Below are 24,295 nucleotides of genomic sequence, written 5' to 3'. Positions count from 1 at the left end.
GAGACGCTCTCCCCGCCCGGGGGAGGCCCGGCACCCCGGCCGGCGGCCAGAGTCGTGGTCATGACCAGCATCGACGTCCACGACCTCACCAAGGAGTACGGCACGCGGCGCGCCGTCGACCGCCTCACCTTCCGGGTCCTGCCCGGCCGGGTGACGGGCTTCCTCGGCCCCAACGGCGCCGGCAAGTCCACCACGCTGCGCCTCGTCCTCGGCCTCGACCGGGCGACCTCCGGGACCGCCACCGTCGGCGGCCGCCCCTACGTCACCCTCACCGACCCCTTGCGCCGGGTCGGCGCCCTGCTCGACGCCCAGGCGGCGCACGGCTCCCGCACCGGCCGCGACCACCTCCTCGCGCTCGCCGCGAGCAACCGCGTCCCCGCCCGCCGGGTGGACGAGGTCCTGGCGGAGACCGGCCTCGCCCCGGCCGCCCGCCGACGGGTGCGGACGTACTCGCTGGGCATGCGCCAGCGCCTCGGCATCGCCGCCGCCCTGCTCGGCGACCCCGACGTCGTCCTGCTCGACGAGCCGTCCAACGGCCTCGACCCCGAGGGCATCGTCTGGATCCGCGGACTGCTGCGCGCCCTGGCCGCCGAGGGCCGCACGGTGCTGGTCTCCAGCCACCTGATGAACGAGACCGCGTCCTTCGCCGACCACCTCGTCGTCCTCGGCCGGGGCCGACTCCTGGCCGACACCCCGATGCGGGAATTCATCGACGCACGCGTGCGCCCCCGCGTCCGCATCCGTACGACGGACCCCACCGCCCTGCGGACCGCACTGGCCCGGCACGGCCACGAGGCCGTGCAGCACCCGGAAGGCCACTGGACCGTGTCCCACACGCGGGTGGACGACATCGGCCCGCTGCTCTCCGCGGCCGGGATCCCCCTGCTCGAACTGACCACGGAGGAAGGCACGCTGGAGCAGGCCTACCTCGACCTCACCGCCGGCGACGCGGAGTTCGCCGCGGCCCTGCCCCGTCGGCACCAGGAGGCCTGACCATGACCCTGTCGGACTTCACTCCCGTACTCCACTCCGAGTGGATCAAGATCCGTACGTTGCGGTCGCAGACGGGTGCCCTGTGCGCGGTCCTGCTCGCCACGGTGGTGTTCTCGGCGCTCGCCGGCGCCGACACCGAGGGCTCGGCCTCCGATCCCCTCTTCTCCGCGTTCTTCGGCGTGAGCTTCGGTCAGATCGCGGCGGTCGCCTTCGCCGCGACGGCCGTGTCCGCCGAGTTCCAGGGCGGCGCGCTGCGGGTGTCGCTGGCCGCCGTACCGCGGCGGGGCCGCTGGTTCGCCGCCAAACTGACGGCGGTCGCGCTGCCGGTCCTGGCCGTCGGCCTGCTCACGGGAGCGACGACCCTGGCGGTGGGCGGCGCGCTGCGGGGCGACCGGGCGGACGCCCCGGGCGCGGCCGAGGGCCTGCGCGCGGTGGCCGGCTGCGCTCTCTACCTGATGCTGATGGCCCTGCTGGCCGCCGGACTGACGACGGTCCTGCGCAGCGGAACGGGGGCGCTCGGCATCCTGGTCCCGTTCCTCCTCGTCGTGTCCTTCGTCGTCGGTGACCTGTCCGGCAACGCCGCCGACTTCCTGCCCGACCGGGCCGGCCAGGTGGCGCTCCACAGCAGCTGGGACGGCATCCTCGGGCCTGGAGAGGGGCTCGCGGTGACGGCGCTGTGGGCGGCGGCCGCGGTCCTTGCGGGTGCCTGGCGGCTGCGGCGCCGGGACGCGTGAGCGGAGTGCGGGACTGACGGGCCACCAATTGTCAGTGGTCGCCGCTTTACTGGACCGATGGACATCGAGAGGTTGCTCGCCGGACCCGGCGACCGCACCGCCGCCTTAGCGACCAGCCATGGTCTCAGGGCGGCGGACGCCGCGGTGCGGGTCGCGGAGGCGGTGCGGTTCCACGAGCAGAGGGAGGACCTGGCCGGGGAACTGACGCGCAGCTGGGGCGAGCCGGAGCACCTGGGCCTCCAGACGGTCCGGCTGCGGACCGCGGCCGAGGAGATACCCGAGCCCTGGGCCGGCCTCAGCCTGCGCGTCGCCGACGTGTACCTGTGGCAGACCGCGGACCACGGCCGCTGGCTAGCCCTGGGCGTCGCCGACCTCGATCAGGACGACGAGATAGAGCTCCTTCTCGTCGTCACCGAGACCGACCCGCCCTGATCACCGCTCAGCGCCCGGACCACCGCTCAGTCCTGCGCCGCCACCCGCAGCCGGGCGAACTCCTGCGCCATCGTCGCCGCCGTCCAGTGGGCGTTGAGTCCGCTGGGGTTCGGCAGCACCCATACCCGTGTCCGCCCGATCACCCGCTCCTGCGGCCCCACCGCGGCCTTCCGGTCCTCGAAGGCGGCCCGGTAGGCGGTCACCCCGACCACCGCCAGCCAGCGGGGCGCCAGCCGGGTCACCTTCTCCGTCAGCAGCCGCCCGCCCTCGCGGTACTCCTCGGCGCTCAGCTCGTCGGCCCGCGCGGTCGCCCGCGCCACCACGTTCGTGATCCCGAGACCGTACGTGAGCAGCTCCGCCTGCTCCGCCGGCCTCAGCAGCCTCGGCGTGAACCCGGACAGGTGCAGCACCGGCCAGAAGCGGTTGCCCGGACGGGCGAAGTGGTGACCGGTCGCGGCGGTCATCAGCCCCGGGTTGATCCCGCAGAACAGCACGCGCAGACCGCCCGCGACGACGTCCGGTACGAGACGGTCGCGGGCGGCCTCCAACTCCGCCTGGGTGAAGCGGGGCGAGGGTGTCAGAGGATCGCCCCGGGGGTGTAACCGGCCGCCTCGGGACGCTGCTTCACGATCTCCTCGATCCGGCCGACGACCACGCCGACCTGCGCCGCCGCCGCGCCCGTGAAGGACAGCTTGTCGGACATCAGCGCGTCCAGCGCGGCGCGGTCGAGCGGAAGGCGCTCGTCGGCGGCCAGCTTGTCCAGCAGCTCGTTGCGCTCGGCGCCCTGCTCGCGCATCGCGAGGGCGGAGGCGACGGCGTTCTCCTTGATCGCCTCGTGCGCGAGCTCACGGCCCACGCCCGCGCGCACCGCGCCCATCAGCACCTTGGTGGTGGCGAGGAACGGCAGGTAGCGGTCCAGCTCCCGGGCCACGACCGCGGGGAAGGCGCCGAACTCGTCCAGCACCGTCAGGAACGTCTCCAGCAGACCGTCCAGCGCGAAGAACGCGTCCGGCAGGGCCACCCGGCGCACCACCGAGCAGGACACGTCGCCCTCGTTCCACTGGTCGCCCGCCAGCTCACCGGTCATCGACGCGTAACCGCGCAGGATGACCATCAGGCCGTTGACGCGCTCGCAGGAGCGGGTGTTCATCTTGTGCGGCATCGCCGAGGAGCCGACCTGGCCGGGTTTGAAGCCCTCGGTCACCAGCTCGTGGCCCGCCATCAGCCGGATCGTCTTCGCGAGCGAGGACGGCGCGGCGGCGAGCTGCACCAGCGTGGTCACGACCTCGTAGTCCAGCGAGCGCGGGTAGACCTGGCCCACCGAGGTGAAGGCCTGCGAGAAGCCCAGGTGACCGGCGATCCGGTCCTCCAGCTCGGCGAGCTTGCCCGCGTCACCGCCCAGCAGGTCCAGCATGTCCTGCGCCGTCCCGACCGGGCCCTTGATCCCGCGCAGCGGGTAGCGGCCGAGCAGTTCCTCGACGCGGCCGTACGCCACGAGCAGCTCGTCGGCGGCCGTCGCGAAGCGCTTGCCGAGGGTGGTGGCCTGCGCGGCCACGTTGTGCGAGCGGCCGGCCATGACCAGCTCGCCGTACTCGCCGGCCAGCTTGCCCAGGCGCGCCAGCACCGCGACCGCGCGGTCGCGGATCAGCTCCAGCGACAGACGGATCTGGAGCTGCTCGACGTTCTCCGTGAGGTCGCGGGACGTCATGCCCTTGTGGACCTGCTCGTGCCCGGCGAGGTCGTTGAACTCCTCGATCCGGGCCTTCACGTCGTGCCGCGTGACCTTCTCGCGGTCGGCGATGGAGGCCAGGTCGACGGTGTCGAGGACACGCTCGTAGTCGGCGATCGCCGCGTCCGGCACCTCGATCCCGAGGTCCTTCTGGGCGCGCAGCACGGCGAGCCAGAGCTGACGCTCCAGCTTCACCTTCTGCTCGGGCGACCAGAGCGTGGCGAGCTCGGCGGAGGCGTACCGTCCGGCGAGGACGTTCGGGATGCGGGGCTTGGCGGGCGCAGAAGTCACGTGTACGGATTCTACTGGCGATTCGTGCAGGCCAGCGCCACGGTCCCGTTCGGCGGATCCTACGAGACGGGCGTCACGCGAGGTGTCGTCGGGCGCGGACCGGGGGCCGGCCGGGGTTTTCCTGGGCGGACCCCTCGTACGGCAGCAGCTCGGGGCGCTTCGCCGGGCGGCCGTCGCCGGAGGAGCGGCCGGTCAGGCGGCGGCCGATCCACGGGATCAGGTGCTGCCTGGCGAACCGGGCGTCGGCGGCCCGGCGGGCGGCCCAGCCGGGCGGCACCGTCGCGGGGACCGGGGTGCGCCACTCCGTGTCCTCGGCGGGGTAGCCGAGCGTCTGCCAGACCGCCTCGGCGACCCGGCGGTGGCCCTCGGGCGCCAGGTGCAGCCGGTCGACGTCCCACAGCCGCGGGTCGGAGAGCGAGGGGGCGCCGTACAGGTCCACGACCAGCGCGCCGTGCCGCTCGGCGAGGCCGTCGACACAGTCGAACAGCTCCTCCATGCGCGGCCGGAACCGCTCAAGGACGGGACCCTGGCGCCCGGGACTGCGCATCAGCACCAGCTGCTTGCAGGCCGGGGCGAGCCGTTCCACCGCCTCCGTGAGCAGCCCCTTGACCATACCCATGTCGCACTTGGGGCGCAGGGTGTCATTCAGGCCGCCGACCAGGGTGATCACATCGGCGTCCATCGCGGCCGCCACGCCCACCTGCTCCTGGACGATCTGCCCGATCAGCTTGCCGCGCACCGCCAGGTTGGCGTACCGGAAGCCCGGGGTGCGGGCCGCCATCCGGCCCGCCAGGAGGTCTGCCCAGCCCCGGTAGGAGCCGTCGGGCAGCAGGTCCGACATGCCCTCGGTGAAGGAGTCGCCGACCGCGACCAGGCTGGTGTGTGTGGGGTTCGTCTGCATGGCGACACAGATGGTAGCCCGAGGCCCATACCCGGCAGTCGGTCACCCCTGCCCGGACCGCGGTCGCGGGCCCCGCCCGTCTCACGCGGTCTGGCCGAACAGCTCGCGCAGCACGTCCTCCATCGTCACCAGCCCGGCCGGCCGGCCGTCCGCGCCGAGCACGGCCGCCAGATGCGTACGGCTGCCGCGCATCGCGGTCAGGACGTCGTCCAGGGGCGTCGTCTCCCGCACGCGCGCGATGGGCCGCATGTCCCGCAGCCGGAACGGCTCGTTCCGGGGCGAGGCGTCCAGCGCGTCCTTCACATGCAGGTAGCCGATGATCCGGCGCCCCTCGTCCACCACCGGGAACCGGGAGAACCCCGACTCGGCGGCCAGCGCCTCCAGCTCCTCCGGGGTGACGCCCACGCGTGCGTGGACGACCCGCTCCAGCGGCAGGACGACATCGCGCACCGGACGGCGGCCCAGCTCCAGGGCGTCGTGCAGACGCTCCTGCGCACGGTCGTCGATGAGGCCCGCCGCGCCCGCGTCCTTGACGATCTGGGCCAGCTGGGCGTCCGAGAAGGCCGCCGCGACCTCGTCCTTGGTCTCGATCCGCAGCAGCTTCAGCAGGGCGTTGGCGAACGCGTTGATCGCGAAGATCACCGGGCGCAGCGCCCGCGACAGCGTGACCAGCGGCGGGCCGAGCAGCAGCGCGCTGCGCACCGGCTCGGCGAGCGCGATGTTCTTCGGGACCATCTCGCCGAGCAGCATGTGCAGATACGTGGCCAGTACCAGCGCGATCACGAAGGACACGGCGTGTCCGGCGCCCTCGGGCACGCCGATCGCGTGGAACACCGGCTCCAGCAGGTGCGCGATCGCCGGTTCGGCGACCACACCGAGGATCAGCGTGCACAGGGTGATGCCGAGCTGTGCCGCGGCCATCAGCGCGGACACGTGCTGGAGGCCCCACAGCACGCTCCTGGCGCGCCGGTCGCCCTGTTCGGCGTACGGCTCGATCTGCGCGCGCCGGACGGAGATCAGCGCGAACTCCGCGCCGACGAAGAAGGCGTTCACGACCAGGGTCGCCAGGGCGATCAGCAGCTGTACGGCGGTCACTGGTCCGCTCCTTCCACGGGGGTCTCGGCGAGCGGGGCGTGCAGCAGGACGCGGGCGGCGCGGCGGCCGGACGCGTCGACCACGTCCATGCGCCAGCCGGCGACCTCCACACCGTCACCGACGGCCGGTATCCGGCCCAGCTCGGTGGCGACGAGGCCGGCGAGCGTCTCGTACGGCCCCTCGGGGGCGTGCAGGCCCACCCGTGCGAGCTGGTCCATCCGGGCGGCGCCGTCGGCCGAGTACAGCGCCCGGCCGTCGTCGTCGGTGCCCGCGGGGGCCAGGTCGGGCGTCTCGTGCGGGTCGTGCTCGTCGCGGACCTCGCCCACGACCTCCTCGACGATGTCCTCCAGGGTCGCCACGCCCGCCGTGCCGCCGTACTCGTCGATGACCACGGCCATCGTCCGCTTGCCGGACAGCCGGTCCAGCAGCCGGTCCACGGTCAGTGACTCGGGGACCAGCAGCGGCTCGCGCATGATCTCCGAGACGGGGACGTGCAGTCGCCGCCCGGCGGGGATCGCCAGGGCGTCCTTGATGTGCACGGTCCCGACGACGGCGTCCAGGCCGCCGCGGTGGACGGGGAAGCGGGACAGGCCCGTGGCCCGGGTCGCGTTCGCCACGTCCTCGCAGGTCGCCAGGGCGTCCAGGGAGATGACCTGGACCCGCGGGGTCATCACGTTCTCCGCGGTCAGGTCGGCCAGGTTCAGGGTGCGCACGAACAGTTCGGCGGTGTCCGCCTCCAACGCGCCCTCGCGCGCCGAGTGGCGGGCCAGGGCGGCCAGCTCCTGGGGGCCGCGCGCGGCGGCCAGTTCCTCGGTGGGCTCCACGCCGAGGCGGCGTACGACGTGGTTCGCGGTGTTGTTGAGATGGGAGATGAAGGGCCGGAAGGCGGAGCTGAACCAGCGCTGCCCGTTGCCCACGGTCTTGGCCACGGGCAGCGGCGAGGAGATGGCCCAGTTCTTCGGCACCAGCTCGCCGACGACCATCAGGAAGACCGTCGACAGCGCCGTCCCCAGGACGAGCGCCAGTGAACTCGCCGTCGCGTCCGACAGGCCCGCCGACTGCAGCGGACCCGCGATCAGCGCGGCGATCGACGGCTCGGCGAGCATGCCGACGACCAGGTTGGTCACGGTGATGCCGAGCTGTGCGCCGGAGAGCTGGAAGGTGAGGTTCCGTACGGCTTTGAGCGCGCCCGAGGCGCCGCGCTCACCGCGCTCCGCCGCCCGTTCCAGCTCGCTGCGCTCGACCGTGGTCAGCGAGAACTCGGCGGCCACGAAGGCACCGCAGGCGAGGGACAGCAGGATCGCCACCAGCAGCAGGAGCACTTCCGTCATCGGTTCACCTCCGTCCCATGGTCCGGCAGGGCAGGGAGGATCGCGCGATGTCGCGCACGGCTACGGGGAGGCTCGCCCATGGGCGGACACTCACACCTTTCGGGAAGTCGCAGGGGACCGCACGCTGTCGTACGGTCCCCCAATGGTAAAGGATCAGCAAAGTCCCCCGGACGGGGGTGACGGTCAGGGAGCCGGCCGGTCGGCGAACGGCTTCACCCAGCGCCGCCACTTCTCCTCCGGCGCGTACCCCGCCGCGCGCCACGCATGGTGCGCCGTCGCGTTCCGGTTGAGCACCATCGCGTCCCCGCGCCGCCCGCCGAGCCGTACGAACCGTTCCTCGGCGGCGGCGAGCAGCGCCGAGCCGATGCCCTGACGGCGCCGCTGCGGATGCACCGCCAGCCGGTACAGGTGGCACCGCCAGCCGTCGAACCCGGCGATCACCGTGCCCACCAGCTCGGCGTTCTGCTCGGCCAGCAGCAGCGCCTCGGGGTCCCGGGCGACCAGCCGCTGCACGCCGGCGTGGTCGTCGCTGATGCTCGTCCCCTCGGCGGCGGCCTTCCAGAAGGCCAGAACGGTGTCCAGATCGTCGGGCGTCGCGGCCCGTATGCGCAGCTCAGACATGCGGCGATCCCACCACGGGCATGCGGGGCGGGTGCGGAATTCCACGATCCGGACGGGCACGGGAACGGCGTGCGAGCCGGTCGAGGCTCGACGGTCTCCGCGACCGCGCTCCCGGCCCGACGCCGGAGAGCCACGCCGCGTGTCAGCGGCCGGACGGACCACGCGACCCCGCCCCGGCTGCCCGGCCACTCCGTGACCGACCAGCAGGACTTCCGGCAGCTGCCCGCCCTTGCCGCCGCCCCGCCCACCGCCGCCGCCTTCCCCCGGAGCAGGACGCGACCCGGGGCACCTGCGGACCGGGCACACCGCCGCCGACCTCCGCGCGGCTCTGCGGGGGGCGCGCCCGCCCCGGCAGGATCGGGCGCACTCCCCGAGTGGAGCCGCTCGGGGAGTGCGCCCGAGCGCCGCCCCCCGCCGGCACCGGTGCCGGGGTCCTAGTCGTGGGCGATGGCCGCCAGTACGTTCATGCGGGAGGCCCGCAGGGCGGGCAGCAGGGCGGCCACCACGCCGACCACCGCCGAGCCGATGACGACCGCGACGATCGTGCCCCAGGGGACGGCGAGGGCCTTCATGCCCTGGAGGGCGAGGACCTGCTGGATGCAGACGCCCCACACCAGGCCCAGCGCCAGCCCGAGGACCGCCCCGAAGACCGCGATCACCACCGACTCGAGCCGGATCATGCGCCGTAGCTGACGCCGCCCGAGTCCGATCGCGCGCAGCAGTCCGATCTCCCGGGTGCGCTCCACCACCGACAGCGCGAGGGTGTTGACCACGCCGAGCACCGCGATGACGATCGCGAGGCCGAGGAGGGCGTACACGAGGTAGAGCAGGACGGCGATCTGGTCGTGGACCAGCTTCTTGTAGTCGGCCTGGTCGCGTACCTGGACCTGCGGATACGCGTCGAGCGTCTTCTCCAGGCGGGGCCGCAGCTGCTCCGCGCCGGTGCCGGGCGCCGCGTTCACGTACAGCGCGGAGTCCTGGCCGTCGGGCACGTACTTCTGGACGGTCCCCATCCCGAGGAACAGCCCGCCCTCCATGCCGAAGCCCTCGGAGGTGTCCTGGTCGGTGAGCGCGCCCACCTTCAGCGAGGTCGTGCGGTTGCCGGGGAACTCCACCGGGAGCACGCTGCCCAGCTTCACCCCGTGGTCCTCGGCGAAGTTCACGTCCATGCCGATCGCGCCGTCCGCCAGCGCCGCCGCCGAGTCGCCCCGGGCATAGGTGACATGGGCGACGTCGTCGAGCCGGTCGTCGTATCCGGAGGCCGTCGTCTCGACCCGCTTGCCGTCCGGCAGCCGTACGGCGAGGGGCGCGAACCGCTGCCGTACGACGAGGCCGACGCCGTCGGTCGCGCGGACCGCGTCCGTCACCTCGCGGGAGAAGGGGGTGAAGTTGGCGTTCTGGATCACGTAGTCCGCGCCGAGCGTCTTGTCGATCTGCTGGTCGAAGGACTTCGACATCGAGGCGCTCGCCACCGACATGCCGCCGACCAGGGCCAGGCCCACCATCAGCGCGGCGGCGGTGGCGCCCGTGCGGCGCGGGTTGCGCAGCGCGTTGCGCTGGCTCATCCGCCCGACCGGGCCGAACAGGGCGGGGAAGGCGCCGCCCAGGACCCGGATCACCGGCCGGACCAGCAGCGGTCCCGCGATCACCGTGGCGATCAGCGTCAGGACCACCCCGAGGCCCAGGAGGGAGGCCGCCGACGCCGTCTTCGAGGCGGTCGCACACCCCAGCAGCGCCGCCGCGCCCAGTGCCCCGACGACCGCGCCGACGATCGCGCGCACCCTCAGCGGCCGGCCCACCCCGGCGATGTCGGCGTCCGAGAGGGCCGCCATGGGCGAGACCGTGGCGGCGCGCCGCGCCGGGAGGTAGGCGGCCACGAAGGTGACGCCCACGCCGACGACGTACGCCGCCACCGGGGTCCCCCAGCCGACGACCATCTCCGTGGTCTTCAGGTTCATGCCGAAGGCGCTCATCAGCCGGATCAGCCCGGCCGCCAGACCGATACCGGCGGCGAGGCCCAGGGTGGAGCCCACGAGCCCGAGCAGCACCGCCTCCGTCAGCACCGAGCGCCGTACCTGACGGCGGTCGGCACCGAGCGCGCGCAGCAGCCCCAGCTCACGGGTGCGCTGGGCGATCAGCATCGAGAACGTGTTGACGATCAGGAAGACACCGACCAGGACGGCGATGCCGGCGAACCCGAGCATCACGTACTTGATCACGTCGAGGAAGCCGCCGAGCGACGCGGCCGAGGACTTGGCCTGCTCGTCGGCGGTCTTCACGTCGTACGGCCCGGAGCCCAGCGCGGCCGAGACGCGGTCCTTGAGCACGGCGTCGGAGACGCCGGACGCCGCGTCGACCGAGATGCTGGTCGCCTTGTCCGCCGCACCCAGCAGCTCGGTCGCGGCCACTTTCGGGTCGAGGAAGACCAGGGCCGCGCCCGGGTTGGTGGTGGTGAAGGTGGCGATGCCGACGATCTCGACGTCGAAGGAGCCCGGCTGGGCCATCACGGTGAGCGTGTCGCCGATCTTCACGTGCTTCTTGTCGGCGGTGTCGGCGTCCAGCATGGCCTGCCCGGCGCCCTGCGGGGCGTGGCCGGAGGTCAGCTTCACGGGGCTGCGGTGGGTGACGTACCAGTCGGTGGCGATGGTGGGGGCGCCGGTGGTGGGGCCGACGGACTGGTGGTCGCTGTCGACCACGGTGATGTTCTCGACGCTGACGTCCGCGTGCGCCGAGGCGACCCCGTCGACCCGTGCGACCCGGCCGGCGAGCGCGGCCGGGACCGTCTGCACCGCGCCGCTCGGCACGTTGGAGTTCAGGTCGTCCTTCGGCTCCACGGTCACGTCCGCCGCCGTGGAGGCGAACAGCCGGTCGAAGGTGCGGGTCACCGTGTCCGAGAAGATCAGGCTGCCCGCGACGAACGCCACGGACAGCACGACGGCGAGGGCCGACAGCAGCAGCCGTCCCTTGTGCGCCAGGAAACTTCTGAGGGTCGCCTTCAGCACCGGGTCAGCCCTCCTCGGACGCGCCGTCCGCGACGGACGCGCGGCCGACGTCGAACCGCTTCATCCGTTCGAGCACCGCATCGGCCGTAGGCCGCTCCATCTCGTCCACTATCCGGCCGTCCGCCAGGAAGAGGACCAGGTCGGAGTGGGCGGCGGCGCTCGGGTCATGGGTGACCATGACGACCGTCTGGCCGAGCTCGTCCACCGCCTGGCGCAGGAACGCGAGCACCTCCAGACCGGCCCGCGAGTCCAGGTTGCCGGTCGGTTCGTCCGCGAAGATCAGCTCGGGCCGGGAGACCAGGGCCCGGGCGCAGGCCACGCGTTGCTGCTGGCCGCCGGAGAGCTGGGACGGCCGGTGCTTCAGGCGCTCCCGCAGCCCGAGCGTGTCGACGACCTGGTCCAGCCACTTCTCGTCGGGCTTGCGGCCCGCGATGTCCATGGGCAGCGTGATGTTCTCGGCCGCGTTCAGCGTCGGGATCAGGTTGAACGACTGGAACATGAACCCGATCCGGTCCCGCCGGAGCCGGGTCAGCTCGCGCTCCTTCAGCCCGGTGATCTCCGTGTCGCCGAGCCAGACCTGACCGGCCGAGACGGTGTCGAGTCCGGCCAGGCAGTGCATCAGCGTGGACTTCCCGGACCCCGAGGGCCCCATGACCGCGGTGAAGCGGCCCCGCGCGATGTTCACGTCCACGGAGTCCAGGGCCAGCACGGTCGTCTCGCCTGAGCCGTACGCCTTGGTCAGACCGTGGGCCCGGGCCGCGATCCCGTCGGGGGTGGACAAGGCCGCTGTGGACAAGACTGCCTCCTCGCTCGCGTCGACGTGCCGAGACTAGTGTGACCCGGCGCACACTCGGTATCTCTTTTCGCGTCCGGCGCGCCCTTGCCGGCGCTAGCACACCCGCGCTAGCGTCGAAGGTATGGCGAAGACCCAGCTGAACGTACGCGTCGACGAGGGCACGGCCCAGGCCGCCCGCGAGCGCGCCACGGCGCGCGGCATGAGCGTCAACCGCTATATCGAGGAGCTGGTCAGACAGGACGCCGGCGAGGTGGGCCACACCTTCGTGGAGGCCGCTGCCGACTTCATGAAGCAGTACGAGAACGTCTTCGCCGAGGAATTCGGCGCGGACCGCGAGGGCACCGTGCCGGAAGGCCGCCGCTGATCCCTTGAGCGATCTCCGTATCGATCTCGCCTGGCTCCTCATGCTCGCCGAGCAGCAGACCCCGGGCGACCCCCAGGTCACCGACTGGGGCGCCCTGATCGCCGCCGTGGCACGCCACCAGGCCGAGATATTCGACGTCCCCGTGTACACCGACCCGCCGGCCCGCGCCGCCGCGCTGCTCCAACTCCTCATCCACGTCCCCGCCCTGGAGCGCTCCAACGCGCTGTTCGCCTGCGCGGTCGCCTACGCCTACCTCGTCGCCAGCGGTCTGAAGGTGGCCACCTCGCCCGAACAGGTGCGGGATCTGGCCCGCCTGGTCAAGACGGGGGACGCGTCGGTCGCCGACATCGCGCGGGAACTGCGCGAGTGGAGCCTGTGAGCCGGGGGTGTCGCGCACCGTCGCAGGCCCGTGCCCAGGCGGGCCCTAGGCGGCGGGCCTGCGGGCCGTGCCGAGCACGGCGTAGGAGAAGGGGAACCTCGGGCCCTTCTCCGGCAGCAACAGCCGCCGGTACGGGCCGAGTTCGAAACCGGCTTCGCGCAGCGCGCCGATCGCGTCCCGGGTCAGATGGCAGCCGCCCGCGAGCGAGGGCCAGACCGTGCGGTCCAGGGCACGCTGGGTGGCCCGCATCGCCCGGCCGCCGCCGGGGCCGTGTTCGAGGAACCGCAGTTCGCCGCCGGGCCGCAGCACGCGCCGCAGCTCGGCCAGTGCGCGGGGCACGTCCCGCACGCTGCACAGCACCAGCGAGACCACCGCCGCGTCGAACGCCTCGCTCTTGACCGGCAGCGCCTCCGCCACCCCGGGCACCACGTCCACCGGCACCCCGGCGCGCAGCGCCGCCTCCCGCGCCAGGGTCCGCATCCGGCGCTCCGGTTCGATCGCGACGACCTCCGAGACGGCGGACGGACAGTGCGCGAAGTTCAGGCCGCTGCCCGCGCCGATCTCGATGACCCGGCCGGAGAGCCCGGCGAGCAGCCGGCCCCGCACCCCGGCGAGGCCGGCCCTGGACTCCGCCGCCGAACCGAGCGCGGCGTAGCAACGGGCGAACAGCGGATGGTGCACGGGGTCACCGGGCACCCGGCCGGAGTTGGCGGACCGCAGGGGCATGACGACCTCCCGGGCAGGACGGGCCTACCCGGATTCTCCCCCGCGGGGAGCCGCCGCACCCCCGCCGTCCCGCCCGCGCGCACCACCGCACGCGCGTGCGTCCCCGCGGGGTCACCGGATGAAGTCGCGCACCTGCTGGTAGACGCCGTAGTCGTTGTTCATGGCGTCGTGCGAGATGCACCCGACGCCGACGTTGGTGGCCCCGCTCAGCAGCGCCGAGGAGTCCGGGTCGATGGCCGCGTCGCAGTTCGACCAGTACGTCCCGTAGGTCACGCTGCCCGGCGTCTCGTCACCGGCGTTGAGCGCGGTGAGGAACGAGCTGCCGGTGACCATCTCGGCGCACGAGGTGTACAGCCAGCTGCACAGGGCGGCCACCGACGTACCGTGGTTGACGCCCGCGACAGAGACGAAGTCGTCGACGTAGGACGTGCCGCCGAGGTTCTTGAGGTAGTAGCGGGCGCTGAGGGCGCCCATCGAGTGGACCACCAGGTCGACCTTGCTCGCGCCGGTTCTCGCCAGCACGTTCTTGATCTCGGTGGCCAGTTGGTTGGCCGTGGTGACGTTCGACTGGGACCAGCTGTACGTCCACGCGTCCAGTTCGGCGGACGTGTAGCCGTCGGCCTTGAAGTCGGCGACCCAGTCGTTCCAGCTGCTCGACGAGCTGCTGATGCCGTGCACGAAGACGACGGGGTCGTGGGTCGCCGCCCGGGCGGAGGGGGCGGAGAACGAGAGCGACAGAAGGAGCGAAGAGGCCACGGCCGCGAGGACCGTGGCGATGCGACGCCTGGAGCGCTGCATGATGCCTCCTGAAACGGGTGGGGTCGCCAGGAGTGTCCGGTCGGGTCTACGCGCGCCGCATCGGTGAAATCGCCGGTCTTTACTGTTCAAGTAACCCGCCAGTAACGTCAATTGCGTGGTGACTCCTGTAAACCCCCCACGTCTCGACGGCACTTCGCCACCGCCGCCCCCCGCCCCGGCGCCGCGGCCGCGCCCCGTCACATCCCTCCCCGACGGGGTCCGGGAGCGCGTGCTGCGTCTGGTGTACGGCGATCCGCGCGCCGCCGCCGAACTCGCCGCGCGGCTCACCGACCGCCAGGCGGCCGGCCTCGACCCCCTGCCCACCGACCCCGCCGACCTCGCCCCCGGGCTGCTGCACGGCTACCGCCGGGAGATCCGCGCCCTGCCCGAGGACACCCGGCTGCTGCTCCTCCTGGCCGCCGCCGACCAGTACCCGGTCGCCACCCACGCCTTCCTGCGTGCCGTGGCCGCCGCCCGCCTCGACACCCGCCCGCTGGAGGCCGCCGAGAGCGCCGGCATCGCCTACGCCACGGCGGGCGGGGTCGGCTTCCGCGACGCCTGGACGCGGATCGCCGCCTATGAGACGGCCACCCCCGGCGACCGTCGCGACGCCCACCGGCTGCTCGCCCGCGTCCTGCACGACGACACCGAACTGCCCCGCCGCTCCTGGCACCGGGGCGCCGCCGCGCTGGGCCCCAGCGGACGGCTGGCGGCGGAGCTGACGGCCGCCGCCGACCGGGCCCGCCGGGCCGCCGACCCCGCTCTCGCCGCCGCCCTCACCGAACGCGCCGCCGCGCTCGGCACCGACCCCCGCGCCCAGTCCCGTCTCCTCGCCCGCGCGGCGGCCGACGCCTGGCACGCCGGGGACGCCGACCGCGCCCGCACCCTCGCCGCCCGCACCCACGCCGACGCCCTCACCGGCGTCCTCGCGCTGCGCACCGGCCAGGCGGGGGAGGCGTTCGACGCCCTGATCGCCGGGGCCACCCTGGGCACCGCACCCGTCCCGCTCCTCGCCCGCGCCACCGAGGCCGCCATCTACACCGGTGACCTGCGCCGATGTACGGAAGCCGTGGTCACCGCGCGACGGCTCGGCGTCCGGCCGCCCGGCGTGCTCCCGGCCCTCGCCGCAGCGGCCGACGGACGGTACGAGGACGCCCGCGACCTGCTGGAGGCGACCGCCGGGCGGTGCGGACCGGGCGGCGACCCCAGTCGGCTCCTGCACGCAGGCATCGCCGCCCTCCTGCTCGGCGACCACACCCGCGCCGCCACCGCCACCGTCCGCGCGGCCGCCGCCGCCCGCGCCCGGGGCCTGACCGCGCTCGTCTCCCAGGCGATGGAGTTCCGCGCCTACGCAGACTTCTGGACGGGCCGCCCGCGCGCCGCCGAGGCCGCCGCGCTGGACGCCCTGCGGCAGTCGTACGCCACCGGACAGGACAACGGGGCCTGTCATCTCCAGGCCGCCCTCGCGATGTTCGCCGCCCTCACCGGCGACGCCGACCTGTGCCGTGAGCGAGCCGCCGCGGCCCGCTCCTACGCCCTCGCCCACGGCCTGGGTCTGCCGGCCGCCCTCGCCCAGTGGGCGCTCGCCTTCCTCGACCTCGGCTGCGGACGCTACGGCGCCGCCGCCGCCCGGCTGCGCGCCCTCGCCGCGTCGGGCCCGGGCCACGGCCACCGGGCCGTCCGCCATCTGGCCACCCCGCACTACGTCGAGGCCGCCGCCCGCGTGGGCGACACCCGGATCGCCCGCGCGGCCCACGCCGACTACGACCGCTGGGCCCGCGCCGTCCGCAGCCCCGACGACCTCGCGCTCAGCGCCCGCTGCCGGGCCCTGCTCACCCCCGGCGCGGAAGCCCTCGACCACTACCGCGTGGCCCTCGAACTGCACGCCGAGGGCACCCGCGCCTTCGAACGCGCCCGCACGGAACTGCTCTTCGGCAGCGCCCTGCGCCGGCTGCGGCGCCGCGCGGAGGCCCGGGACCGGCTGCACAGCGCCCGCGAGGCCTTCGACTCCTTCGGCGCGCCGCACTGTGCGGAGGCCGCGCGTGCGGAGTTGCGTGCCCTCGGGGCGCCGGCCGGCCCGGCGCGGGGTGCCGAGCCGCCGACCGTCCGGCTGACCGCCCAGCAGCTCATGGTGGCGCGGATGGCTGCGGAGGGTGCCACGAACCGGGAGATCGCCGGGCGGCTCGCGCTCAGTCCCCGGACCATTGATCACCATCTGCGGGGGGTCTTCACGCGGCTGGGGATTCGGTCCCGGATCGAGTTGGTGCGGTTGCTGTCGGAGGTCGAATGAGTGTGCGGGTGGGTGGGGGCTGGTCGCGCCCACGCGGCGGAGCCGCACGGTGATACAGCCCCGCGCCCCTATCGGGCCGCCGCCAGTGCCCCTTCTCGGAAAGCTGATGCCTCCCATGTCCCGTCCAGACGTGCCGCCAGCCAGCCCGGGGCCGCCGTGCGGAAGTCGGCCGGTGACAGGGTGCCCACGCCCATCGGCAGAGCACCCAGCAGCGGTGCCCCGGCCACGTCCGGCAGGTCCGTGACGTTGCAGCGCATCGCCAGGTCCGGGGCGTCGGGCCAGCCGCCGATCACCACGCCCAGGAGTTCCACGCCCCGAGCGCGCAGTTCACGGGCCGTCAGTTCCGTCGTGTTCAGGGTGCCCAGGCCCGCGGAGGCCACCACCAGGACCGGGGCCCGCAGCGCCTCGGCCACGTCGGCCAGGGTGCCGCCCGCCTCGTCGAAGCGGACGAGCAGCCCGCCCGCCCCCTCGACCAGCACCAGATCGTGCTCCGCGGCCAGCTTCTGCGCTGCCTCCACCACGTCGTACGGCCGCACCGGGGGCCGTCCCGCCCGCCGGGCCGCCGTCGCCGGGGCGAGCGGCTCGGGATAGCGGGCGCACTCGGCCGTCGTGACCGGTCCCGCGAGCCGGGCGACCTCGTCGGCGTCGCCGCGCTCGCCCGGGCGTACACCCGTCTGCGCGGCCTTGAGGACGGCCACCGTGCGGCCCGCCGCGAGCGCGGAGGCGGCGACGGCCGCCGTCGTGACGGTCTTGCCGACCTCCGTGCCCGTCCCCGTGATCACCAGGATCGGCATGTTCATCCCTCCCGCGCGGCGGCGCACACCGCGCGCGCGATCCGTGCCAGGTCCGCGTCGCCGGTGACGTACGGCGGCATCGTGTAGACCAGGTCGCGGAACGGCCGCAGCCAGACACCCTCCCGCACGGCCGCCGCGGTGGCGGCCCTCATGTCCACCGGGTGGTCCAGCTGAACGACCCCGATGGCGCCGAGGACGCGGACGTCCCGCACCCCGGGCAGCCCGGCGGCCTCCGCCAGCCCGTCCCCGAGGCCCGACTCGATCCGCTTGACCTCCGCGAGCCAGTCCTGCCCGAGGAGCAGCCCGATCGAGGCACAGGCGACGGACGCGGCGAGCGGATTGCCCATGAACGTCGGGCCGTGGGCCAGCACCGGCACCTCGCCCCGGGAGATCCCGTCGGCCACCCGGGAGGTGCACAGCGTCGCCGCCAGGGTCAGGTAACCGCCGGTCAGCGCCTTGCCCACGCACATCACGTCCGGGGTCACCGCCGCGTGGTCCGCCGCGAACAGCGCCCCCGTGCGCCCGAACCCGGTCGCGATCTCGTCGAACACCAGCAGCACGTCGTGCGCGTCGCACGCCTCCCGCAGCACCCGCAGATACGCGGGGGAGTGGAAGCGCATGCCGCCCGCGCCCTGCACCACCGGCTCGACGATCACCGCGGCCAGTTCGTCCGCGTGTTCCTCGATCGCGGCGCGCAGCTGATCGGCGTACGCCTCCTCGTACTCCACGGGCGGCGCGTCCACGAAGACCTGGCGGGGCAGCACCCCGGTCCACAGCTCGTGCATCCCGCCCTCGGGGTCGCACACCGACATCGGCTGCCAGGTGTCACCGTGGTAGCCGCCGCGCCAGGTCAGCAGGCGCCGCTTGGCGGGGCGGCCGAGTGAACGCCAGTACTGCAGGCACATCTTCACCGCGACCTCGACCGACACCGAACCGGAGTCGGCGAGGAAGACGTGTTCGAGGCCGTCGGGAGACATGTCGACCAGGAGCTTCGCCAGCCGGACGGCGGGCTCGTGGGTGAGCCCGCCGAACATGACGTGGCTCATCCGGCCGAGCTGCTCGCGCGCCGCCTCGTTGAGCACCGGGTGGTTGTAGCCGTGGATCGCCGACCACCACGACGACATGCCGTCGACCAGCTCGCCCGAGCCGTCCGCGAGGCGCAGCCGCACCCCGCTCGCCGACTCCACGACGAGCGGGTCCACCCGGCCGGGCATCGGACCGTACGGGTGCCAGACGTGCCGCCGGTCCAGGTCCAGCAGCTCGGCGACGGGCAGTGCGGGCAGCTCAGGCATTGGGCGCGAGGTCGGTACCGGCGCCCCGGCGGCGCACGGTGACCAGGTCCGTACGGGGCTCGGCGGCCGGGACGGCGGCAGCGGCCGTACCGCACACCGAGCCGCCCTCGTGCGAGCCGCAGCCGGAACCGCAGCCCGCCTCAGCGGAGGAACCGCAGCCGGCCTCCGCGTGCGAGCCGCAGCCGCCGCCGGCCGCCGCCCGGTGCTCGGGCAGGGTGACCTCGCCCGCGCCCTCCACCTCGAAGCCGGCGTCCGCGATCATCTCCAGGTCGGCCTTGCCGGCCTGGCCCTCGGTGGTGAGGTAGTCGCCGAGGAAGATCGAGTTCGCCAGGTGCAGCGCGAGCGGCTGCTGGGTGCGCAGATGGACCTCGCGGCCGCCCGCGATCCGCACCTCGACGTCCGGGCAGACGAACCGGACCATCGCCAGGATCCGCAGACAGCGCTGCGGGGTGAGGTTCCACTCCTTGGCCAGCGGGGTGCCCTCGACCGGAATGAGGAAGTTGACCGGCACCGAGTCCGGGTCCAGCGCGCGCAGCGAGAAGACCACGTCGACCAGGTCCTCGTCGCTCTCGCCCATGCCGGCGATCAGCCCGGAGCAGGCGGACAGACCCGCCGCGTGCGCCTTGGAGACGGTGTCCACCCGGTCGGCGTACGTGTGGGTGGTGGTGATGTCCCCGTACGTTGCCTCGGAGGTGTTGAGGTTGTGGTTGTAGGCGTCCGCGCCCGCCTCGCGCAGCCGCTCGGCCTGGCCGTCGGAGAGCAGCCCCAGACAGGCGCACACCTCGACGCCCTCGTTCTGGTCCTTGATCGCCTTGATGGTCTCGGAGACCCGGTCCACGTCACGGTCGGTCGGACCGCGCCCGGACGCCACCAGGCAGACCCGCTTGGCCCCGCCCGCGAGCCCGGCCGCGGCGGCCTTGGAGGCCTCGTCGGGCTTGAGCCAGGTGTACTTCAGGATGCCGGTCCGGGAGCCGAGGCGCTGGGAGCAGTACGAGCAGTCCTCGGGGCACAGGCCCGACTTGAGGTTGACCAGGTAGTTGAGTTTCACCCGCCGGCCGAACCAGTGCCGGCGCACCTTCCCGGCCGCGGCCACCACGTCCAGCACGTCGTCGTCGGAAGTGGCGAGGACGGCCAGCGCCTCCTCGCGGGTCGGCAGCTCGCGCCGAAGCCCCTTGTCCACCAGCGTGTTCAGCAGGTCCATGAGAGCCGATCCTGTCCTACGGGACCGCTCCGGGCCAAGGTAGGGATCGCACAACACACCCGGATCGACGTGTGGGTATTGCCACACCGTGGGTAGCGGTCCGTGACGCTAGGGTCTGTCCGCTACCTACAAAAGCCCCGGAGGAGCCATGGCGTTCGGCTGGATCGACGAACAGGCGCGGGCGCGCCGCCGGGCCGGACTGGTCCGGACGTTGCGGCCCCGTCCGGCCGACTCGCCGCTGCTCGATCTCGCGAGCAACGACTACCTGGGCCTGTCCCGGCACCCGGAGGTCACCGAGGGCGCCGCGGCGGCCGCGCGCACCTGGGGCGGCGGATCGACCGGCTCCCGGCTGGTCACCGGTACCACCGAGCTGCACACCGAGCTGGAGCGGGAGCTGGCGGAGTTCTGCGGCTTCGAGGCGGCGCTCGTCTTCTCCTCCGGGTACGCCGCGAACCTCGCCGCGGTGACCGCGCTGGCCCCGCACGGCTCGCTGATCGTCTCCGACGCGGGCAACCACGCCTCGCTGATCGACGGCTGCCGGCTGGCCCGGGGCACCACCCAGGTGGTGGCGCACGCGGACCCCGACGCCGTCCACAAGGCGCTCGGCACCCACGACGGCCCGGCGGTGGCCGTCTCCGACACGGTCTTCTCGGTCGACGGCGACGCGGCCCCGCTGGCCGGACTCGCGGCCGTCTGCCGGGAGCACGGCGCCGGGCTGGTGGTGGACGACGCGCACGGCCTCGGCGTGCTCGGCAACGGCGGGCGGGGCGCCCCGGACGCGGTCGGGCTGGCCGGCGCCGAGGACGTGGTCGTCACGGTGACGCTGTCGAAGTCCCTCGGCAGCCAGGGCGGGGCCGTGCTGGGGCCCGCGCGGGTGATCGACCACCTGGTCAACTCGGCCCGCACCTTCATCTTCGACACGGGCCTCGCCCCCGCGGCGGCGGGCGCCGCCCTCGCGGCGCTCCGGCTGCTGCGCCGGGAGCCCGAGCGGGCGCCGCGCGCGCGTGCGGTGGCTGCGGAACTGCACGGGCGGCTGACGGCCGCGGGCCTGGAAGCGGTGCGTCCGGACGCCGCGGTCGTCTCCGTGCGTGCGCCCTCCCCGGAGGAGGCCGTGCGGTGGGCGGCGGACTGCCGGTCGGCGGGCCTCGCCGTGGGCTGCTTCCGCCCTCCCTCCGTGCCCGACGGCGTCTCACGTCTGAGGCTGACCGCCCGCGCCGACCTCTCCGGGGCCGAGCTGGATCGCGCTGTACGGGTCATCGGGGAGACACGACCATGAGTCGGCGTGACACGGCCGTGGGGCACCCCTGCTGACGGATGACGGTGATCAGTGGAGCGCGGCGGTGAAACCCGTCCAGCTCTCGGGGGAGAAGAGCAGGGCGGGACCCTCCGGATCCTTGGAATCGCGTACGGCGAGCAGCCCGGCGAAGGGCCCGCGGGCCGGCCGGGCCGTCTCCACGCAGTTGTTCGCCCCCGTGCTGTAGCTGCTGCGCAGCCACCGCACCTGGGGGAGAGCGTGGGGGTCGGTGCTGCTGGGTACCGTCCGAGGTACGTTCCGAGGCAGAGCAGTCATGGTGCCTCCCTACGCGCCGTCAGCTGTCGCGGCGATGTATTCCAGTGATTCCCCGGGCGAAAGGGCATGTGCCCGAAGGGCGTTGAAGGCCTCGGTGTAGGCCTCGAGGTCTTCTTTCCGTTCGAGGTAGAGGCTACTCGTCAAGTGGTCGAGAACGACCACATCCAGATCGGGGGCGCTCGAAAAGGAAAGGATAACGAAAGGCCCGGTGACCCCGATATGGGCACCGGCCGCGAACGGCAGTACCTGCAAACGCACTTGGGGAAGTCGCGCCGCCTCCATCAGCCGGACGAGCTGGTGCTTCATCACCTCCGGGCCGCCCACCTCCCGCCGCAGCACCGCCTCGTCCAGCACCGCGCTCAGCCGGAGCGGGGATTGTCTGCGCAGCACGTCCTGGCGGGCCAGCCGTACCTCCACCAGCGTGTCCAGCTGGTCCTCGTCGGCGCCCTCCACCGCCGCCCGGGTCACCGCGCGGGCGTACTCGGCCGTCTGGAGCAGTCCGGGGACCACCGTCGTCTCCAGCGTGCGCATCGCGCCGGCCTGCGACTCCAGGCTGATGAAGTCCCGGTAGGCGGCCGGCAGCACCCCGCGGTAGGCGTGCCACCAGTGGTCACGGCCGCCGCTCTCCTCCGACCCGGCCAACGCCGTCATCAGCTCCCGCAACTGCGGATCGGTCACGCCGTAGACGTCGAGAAGTAACCGCACATCGGCCGGTTTCGTACCGCTGGTGCCGGTCTCGATCCGGCTCACCTTCGACTGGTGCCAGCCGACGAGCCGGGCCGTCTCGCCGCTCGTGAGCCCCGCCCGGGCGCGCAGACTGCGCAGTTCGGCGCCCAGCTTCCGGCGGCGCACCGCGGGACCGTGTTGCATGGGTCCTCCTTACTCCTCATGGGCCGCCCGAAAACGCTCTGCCGTGGCAGAGTTCACCGCATCGGGCGACAGATATATGCATATCTTGGTGGATCGCCACCCGTGACGGGCGTGCTGATGGCAGTCTGGCGAAGTAGCACCAGTCCGGGACCGTAATCGAACCATCCGCAGCGTGTCGGACTCCGGTCCCCTGGGAAAGGGACGAGGTCGCCATGGCAGACCATCTGGAAGCATCCGTCACTCTGCCGAGCGAAGCCGCCTCGGTCTCCACGGCCCGCGGCTTCGTGGCCGGCACGCTCGACGCATGGGGACTGCCGGCGGACACGGAGGCGGCCGACGCCATCCGGCTGATCGTCTCCGAACTCGCCACCAACGCGGTGCAGCACACCTTCGGCCAGTCCCCCACCTTCACGGTGGACCTGGTGCTCGTCCGCGACGAGCGACTGTGCATCGGCGTCACCGACAGCCACCCGCGTTTCCCCAGACGACTGCCGGCCGCCGTCCAGCAGGACAACGGCCGAGGCATGGTGATCATTCGCTGGCTGACCGCCGAACGGGGCGGCAGGCTCAGGGTGCGCCCCACCCGGGAGGGCGGCAAGACGATCACGGTCGAGCTGCCGTGGACCGTCCCGACGGCGGAGCCGGTGGCGGGCGCCGCGGCGGTGGTGCTGCCGGGCGAGCTCCCGGGGCGGTGAAGGCGCGTCAGGGGAGCCGACGCCACCCCGGGAAGCGGTACTCGGACAGGCCCTAGCGGACCCGGCCGTACCAGACGCTCTTGGTCCAGATCTTCTCCAGCTTGACCCAGCTGCCGGTCTTCGGCGAGTGCCAGATCTTGCCGTGCCCGGCGTAGATCCCGACGTGGTACACGTTCGACCCCGAGTGGAAGAACACCAGGTCTCCGGCCTTGCGGCTGGAGGCCGAGATGTGGCGCGTCTTGTTGTACTGCTGCGCAGCCGTGCGCGGCAGGGTCTTGCCCGCCTTCTTGAACGAGTACATCGTGAGACCTGAGCAGTCGAACCTCCTGGGTCCGGCCGCCCCGTACTTGTACGGTGCACCCTTCTTGGACGCCGCGACCTGAAGCGCCTTCGCCGCCGGCGTGGCGGCCGCCGCGTCGGCGGCCACCCCGGGGATCACGATCGAGCCGCCCACGGCGGCGATGGCGAACGCCGAGGCCGTACCGGCCCGGGCCATGAGCGACGGGACACGATTGAGCGCAGTCATGCGCAACCCTTCGTCAACCGCCTGTGAAGGATGACCTGTCGGATTCGGGCTGACAAAGGTGCCCGGCCGCTCACGCGGCTTCACCCCAAGAGCGGCTCGGCGCGGTCATGGCGTGACCGTTCCGGCTACCCGTCGTGCTTGGGTCCTCCACTCCTGCCGATGCACTCCTGTCGACGGGTCAATCCGGGCAGCGGCAGGACTCGGCGTCCGCCCGGACCGCCCCGCCGCTTGTGGCGGGGACTTGTCGTCAGACACGGATCTTGACTCACCGTTGACCGAAATACCCAATGGAAGCGGCTATTTGTGGGGTTACTCACCATTCACCTGTTCGGGTGAACACCCTGATGGGTTATCAGGTGTCAAGACCGCGAAAGGCCTCCCGACCTGCGCCGCTACCCCTTGCGGTGCCTCGTGAAACGGCGCCTTCGGTGCAGTGCGCTCGTCCGCAAGAGGAGCCGCCGCTACGCCGAACAGGGGTAACCCGACTGGTCCGTTTCACGTCCGGCCCGGACGTCGCGGTCACCACGGCGACGCTCGAGGCCGGACGGGCGTGCGTCAACCGTCGGAGAGCGGGGGAAGCGTGACGCGCGCGGTACGGCGCTCCCCGTCCAGGACGCGCAGCGCCCGCGCGAGCGTCGGCGCGTGCAGCTCGCTCTCGCCCCGCTGGTGCATCAGCGTCAGCGCGTCGCGCAGCTCCGCCGCCCGCGCCACCAGCGCCTGGGCGGCCCGCAGGCCCCGGTAGGTGTCCCCGTCGTGCGCGGGATTGATCCGCCCGAGCAGATCCACCACGTCCAGATAACGGTCGATCAGCTCACCCTCGGCGCGGGTGAGCGCCGGCAGGGGCGGCAGGTCGGGAACCATCCCG

25 protein-coding genes and 1 riboswitch are annotated in these 24,295 nt (G+C 73.2%); of the genes, 8 read left to right on the top strand and 17 right to left on the bottom strand.

Features of this window, described 5'->3' with window-relative positions; all coding sequences use genetic code 11:
- Positions 1–60: 60 nt before the first annotated feature.
- From AQJ58_RS30815 to AQJ58_RS30805, 3 genes are read left to right on the top strand one after another with little or no spacing between them, the layout of a single operon-like run.
- Positions 61–993, top strand: a complete 933-nt coding sequence (locus AQJ58_RS30815; RefSeq protein WP_067256297.1) for an ATP-binding cassette domain-containing protein — start codon at positions 61–63, stop codon at positions 991–993.
- 2 nt (positions 994–995) lie between these two features.
- Complete coding sequence (locus AQJ58_RS30810; protein WP_067256064.1) at positions 996–1,727, top strand: ABC transporter permease; 732 nt, start codon at positions 996–998, stop codon at positions 1,725–1,727.
- A gap of 57 nt (positions 1,728–1,784) precedes the next feature.
- Positions 1,785–2,159, top strand: a complete 375-nt coding sequence (locus AQJ58_RS30805; RefSeq protein WP_067256062.1) for a hypothetical protein — start codon at positions 1,785–1,787, stop codon at positions 2,157–2,159.
- Between the two features lie 26 nt (positions 2,160–2,185).
- On the opposite strand, the gene mug is transcribed toward AQJ58_RS30805, so the two are convergent.
- The 8 genes from mug to AQJ58_RS30765 form a co-directional block, all read right to left on the bottom strand.
- On the bottom strand, positions 2,186–2,707 hold the full coding sequence (gene mug / locus AQJ58_RS30800; RefSeq protein WP_234360348.1) for a G/U mismatch-specific DNA glycosylase: 522 nt from the start codon (positions 2,705–2,707) through the stop codon (positions 2,186–2,188).
- Between the two features lie 29 nt (positions 2,708–2,736).
- Positions 2,737–4,179: an adenylosuccinate lyase gene (gene purB / locus AQJ58_RS30795; protein ID WP_067256058.1), complete on the bottom strand. Its 1,443-nt coding sequence runs from the start codon at positions 4,177–4,179 to the stop codon at positions 2,737–2,739.
- Between the two features lie 73 nt (positions 4,180–4,252).
- A complete protein-coding gene (locus AQJ58_RS30790; protein WP_067256056.1) occupies positions 4,253–5,080 on the bottom strand; it encodes an SGNH/GDSL hydrolase family protein in 828 nt (275 codons plus the stop codon).
- A gap of 81 nt (positions 5,081–5,161) precedes the next feature.
- Positions 5,162–6,175: a hemolysin family protein gene (locus tag AQJ58_RS30785; protein ID WP_067256055.1), complete on the bottom strand. Its 1,014-nt coding sequence runs from the start codon at positions 6,173–6,175 to the stop codon at positions 5,162–5,164.
- Entirely contained in the window at positions 6,172–7,506 is a 1,335-nt protein-coding gene (locus tag AQJ58_RS30780) for a hemolysin family protein (RefSeq protein WP_067256053.1), read from the bottom strand. Before AQJ58_RS30780 ends, AQJ58_RS30785 begins: the two co-directional genes overlap by 4 nt.
- A gap of 183 nt (positions 7,507–7,689) precedes the next feature.
- Positions 7,690–8,127 carry a GNAT family N-acetyltransferase gene (locus AQJ58_RS30775; RefSeq protein ID WP_067256051.1) on the bottom strand — a complete coding sequence of 146 codons (438 nt, stop codon included), beginning with the start codon at positions 8,125–8,127 and terminating at the stop codon, positions 7,690–7,692.
- Positions 8,128–8,561: 434 nt separating this feature from the next.
- A complete protein-coding gene (locus tag AQJ58_RS30770; protein WP_067256049.1) occupies positions 8,562–11,129 on the bottom strand; it encodes an ABC transporter permease in 2,568 nt (855 codons plus the stop codon).
- A 4-nt stretch (positions 11,130–11,133) separates the two neighbouring features.
- Positions 11,134–11,925: an ABC transporter ATP-binding protein gene (locus AQJ58_RS30765; RefSeq protein WP_067256047.1), complete on the bottom strand. Its 792-nt coding sequence runs from the start codon at positions 11,923–11,925 to the stop codon at positions 11,134–11,136.
- A gap of 121 nt (positions 11,926–12,046) precedes the next feature.
- Here AQJ58_RS30765 and AQJ58_RS30760 point away from each other — a divergent pair, with 121 nt between their 5' ends.
- Together AQJ58_RS30760 and AQJ58_RS30755 are read left to right on the top strand one after the other, a co-directional pair.
- Positions 12,047–12,289: a toxin-antitoxin system, antitoxin component gene (locus AQJ58_RS30760; protein ID WP_067256046.1), complete on the top strand. Its 243-nt coding sequence runs from the start codon at positions 12,047–12,049 to the stop codon at positions 12,287–12,289.
- 4 nt (positions 12,290–12,293) lie between these two features.
- A complete protein-coding gene (locus tag AQJ58_RS30755) occupies positions 12,294–12,668 on the top strand; it encodes a fic family toxin-antitoxin system, toxin component (RefSeq protein WP_067256044.1) in 375 nt (124 codons plus the stop codon).
- Positions 12,669–12,713: 45 nt separating this feature from the next.
- Here AQJ58_RS30755 and AQJ58_RS30750 read toward each other — a convergent pair whose 3' ends face one another.
- Both AQJ58_RS30750 and AQJ58_RS30745 read right to left on the bottom strand, forming a co-directional pair.
- Positions 12,714–13,394, bottom strand: coding sequence for a class I SAM-dependent methyltransferase (locus AQJ58_RS30750; RefSeq protein WP_067256043.1), 681 nt, complete (start codon positions 13,392–13,394; stop codon positions 12,714–12,716).
- 111 nt (positions 13,395–13,505) lie between these two features.
- Complete coding sequence (locus AQJ58_RS30745; RefSeq protein WP_067256042.1) at positions 13,506–14,192, bottom strand: esterase/lipase family protein; 687 nt, start codon at positions 14,190–14,192, stop codon at positions 13,506–13,508.
- A gap of 115 nt (positions 14,193–14,307) precedes the next feature.
- On the opposite strand from AQJ58_RS30745, the gene AQJ58_RS30740 reads away from it, so the two are divergent.
- Positions 14,308–16,482: a helix-turn-helix transcriptional regulator gene (locus tag AQJ58_RS30740; RefSeq protein WP_079079339.1), complete on the top strand. Its 2,175-nt coding sequence runs from the start codon at positions 14,308–14,310 to the stop codon at positions 16,480–16,482.
- Positions 16,483–16,550: 68 nt separating this feature from the next.
- On the opposite strand, the gene bioD is transcribed toward AQJ58_RS30740, so the two are convergent.
- The 3 genes from bioD to bioB are packed head-to-tail and all read right to left on the bottom strand — an operon-like array spanning position 16,551 to position 19,769.
- Positions 16,551–17,276 (bottom strand): dethiobiotin synthase, encoded by a 726-nt coding sequence (gene bioD, locus AQJ58_RS30735; protein WP_067256040.1) that lies wholly within the window; start codon positions 17,274–17,276, stop codon positions 16,551–16,553.
- Positions 17,277–17,278: 2 nt separating this feature from the next.
- Complete coding sequence (locus AQJ58_RS30730; protein ID WP_067256039.1) at positions 17,279–18,568, bottom strand: adenosylmethionine--8-amino-7-oxononanoate transaminase; 1,290 nt, start codon at positions 18,566–18,568, stop codon at positions 17,279–17,281.
- The gene (gene bioB / locus AQJ58_RS30725) at positions 18,561–19,769 is read right to left on the bottom strand and encodes a biotin synthase BioB (protein WP_067256037.1); all 1,209 of its coding nucleotides are present in this window, start codon (positions 19,767–19,769) and stop codon (positions 18,561–18,563) included. The genes AQJ58_RS30730 and bioB overlap by 8 nt, the downstream gene beginning before the upstream one ends.
- Positions 19,770–19,917: 148 nt before the next feature.
- On the opposite strand from bioB, the gene AQJ58_RS30720 reads away from it, so the two are divergent.
- On the top strand, positions 19,918–21,045 hold the full coding sequence (locus AQJ58_RS30720) for an 8-amino-7-oxononanoate synthase (RefSeq protein ID WP_067256035.1): 1,128 nt from the start codon (positions 19,918–19,920) through the stop codon (positions 21,043–21,045).
- A 48-nt stretch (positions 21,046–21,093) separates the two neighbouring features.
- On the opposite strand, the gene AQJ58_RS30715 is transcribed toward AQJ58_RS30720, so the two are convergent.
- Complete coding sequence (locus AQJ58_RS30715; RefSeq protein ID WP_067256034.1) at positions 21,094–21,339, bottom strand: DUF397 domain-containing protein; 246 nt, start codon at positions 21,337–21,339, stop codon at positions 21,094–21,096.
- 9 nt (positions 21,340–21,348) lie between these two features.
- On the bottom strand, positions 21,349–22,209 hold the full coding sequence (locus AQJ58_RS30710) for a helix-turn-helix domain-containing protein (protein ID WP_067256032.1): 861 nt from the start codon (positions 22,207–22,209) through the stop codon (positions 21,349–21,351).
- A 212-nt stretch (positions 22,210–22,421) separates the two neighbouring features.
- Here AQJ58_RS30710 and AQJ58_RS30705 point away from each other — a divergent pair, with 212 nt between their 5' ends.
- Entirely contained in the window at positions 22,422–22,904 is a 483-nt protein-coding gene (locus tag AQJ58_RS30705) for an ATP-binding protein (RefSeq protein WP_067256030.1), read from the top strand.
- 52 nt (positions 22,905–22,956) lie between these two features.
- Here AQJ58_RS30705 and AQJ58_RS30700 read toward each other — a convergent pair whose 3' ends face one another.
- The gene (locus tag AQJ58_RS30700; protein WP_067256029.1) at positions 22,957–23,430 is read right to left on the bottom strand and encodes a C40 family peptidase; all 474 of its coding nucleotides are present in this window, start codon (positions 23,428–23,430) and stop codon (positions 22,957–22,959) included.
- Between the two features lie 3 nt (positions 23,431–23,433).
- Positions 23,434–23,636, bottom strand: a riboswitch (cyclic di-AMP (ydaO/yuaA leader).
- Positions 23,637–23,985: 349 nt separating this feature from the next.
- A complete protein-coding gene (locus AQJ58_RS30695) occupies positions 23,986–24,291 on the bottom strand; it encodes a hypothetical protein (protein ID WP_067256027.1) in 306 nt (101 codons plus the stop codon).
- Positions 24,292–24,295: the final 4 nt, after the last annotated feature.

The organism is Streptomyces sp. DSM 15324 (assembly GCF_001514285.1).
In the GTDB taxonomy this organism is placed as follows: domain Bacteria; phylum Actinomycetota; class Actinomycetes; order Streptomycetales; family Streptomycetaceae; genus Streptomyces.
The sequence above is the reverse complement of the archived record's forward strand: the minus strand, read 5'-3'. Positions and strand labels throughout refer to the sequence as shown.

Coding starts and splice junctions, on each gene's coding strand:
- AQJ58_RS30705 (WP_067256030.1), top strand. CDS start 22,422: ATGGCAGACCATCTGGAAGCATCCGTCACTCTGCCGAGCGAAGCCGCC.
- AQJ58_RS30710 (WP_067256032.1), bottom strand. CDS start 22,209: ATGCAACACGGTCCCGCGGTGCGCCGCCGGAAGCTGGGCGCCGAACTG.
- AQJ58_RS30750 (WP_067256043.1), bottom strand. CDS start 13,394: ATGCCCCTGCGGTCCGCCAACTCCGGCCGGGTGCCCGGTGACCCCGTG.
- AQJ58_RS30720 (WP_067256035.1), top strand. CDS start 19,918: ATGGCGTTCGGCTGGATCGACGAACAGGCGCGGGCGCGCCGCCGGGCC.
- AQJ58_RS30695 (WP_067256027.1), bottom strand. CDS start 24,291: ATGGTTCCCGACCTGCCGCCCCTGCCGGCGCTCACCCGCGCCGAGGGT.
- bioD (WP_067256040.1), bottom strand. CDS start 17,276: ATGCCGATCCTGGTGATCACGGGGACGGGCACGGAGGTCGGCAAGACC.
- AQJ58_RS30760 (WP_067256046.1), top strand. CDS start 12,047: ATGGCGAAGACCCAGCTGAACGTACGCGTCGACGAGGGCACGGCCCAG.
- AQJ58_RS30790 (WP_067256056.1), bottom strand. CDS start 5,080: ATGCAGACGAACCCCACACACACCAGCCTGGTCGCGGTCGGCGACTCC.
- AQJ58_RS30780 (WP_067256053.1), bottom strand. CDS start 7,506: ATGACGGAAGTGCTCCTGCTGCTGGTGGCGATCCTGCTGTCCCTCGCC.
- AQJ58_RS30715 (WP_067256034.1), bottom strand. CDS start 21,339: ATGACTGCTCTGCCTCGGAACGTACCTCGGACGGTACCCAGCAGCACC.
- AQJ58_RS30775 (WP_067256051.1), bottom strand. CDS start 8,127: ATGTCTGAGCTGCGCATACGGGCCGCGACGCCCGACGATCTGGACACC.
- AQJ58_RS30745 (WP_067256042.1), bottom strand. CDS start 14,192: ATGCAGCGCTCCAGGCGTCGCATCGCCACGGTCCTCGCGGCCGTGGCC.
- AQJ58_RS30805 (WP_067256062.1), top strand. CDS start 1,785: ATGGACATCGAGAGGTTGCTCGCCGGACCCGGCGACCGCACCGCCGCC.
- bioB (WP_067256037.1), bottom strand. CDS start 19,769: ATGGACCTGCTGAACACGCTGGTGGACAAGGGGCTTCGGCGCGAGCTG.
- AQJ58_RS30815 (WP_067256297.1), top strand. CDS start 61: ATGACCAGCATCGACGTCCACGACCTCACCAAGGAGTACGGCACGCGG.
- AQJ58_RS30730 (WP_067256039.1), bottom strand. CDS start 18,568: ATGCCTGAGCTGCCCGCACTGCCCGTCGCCGAGCTGCTGGACCTGGAC.
- AQJ58_RS30700 (WP_067256029.1), bottom strand. CDS start 23,430: ATGACTGCGCTCAATCGTGTCCCGTCGCTCATGGCCCGGGCCGGTACG.
- AQJ58_RS30810 (WP_067256064.1), top strand. CDS start 996: ATGACCCTGTCGGACTTCACTCCCGTACTCCACTCCGAGTGGATCAAG.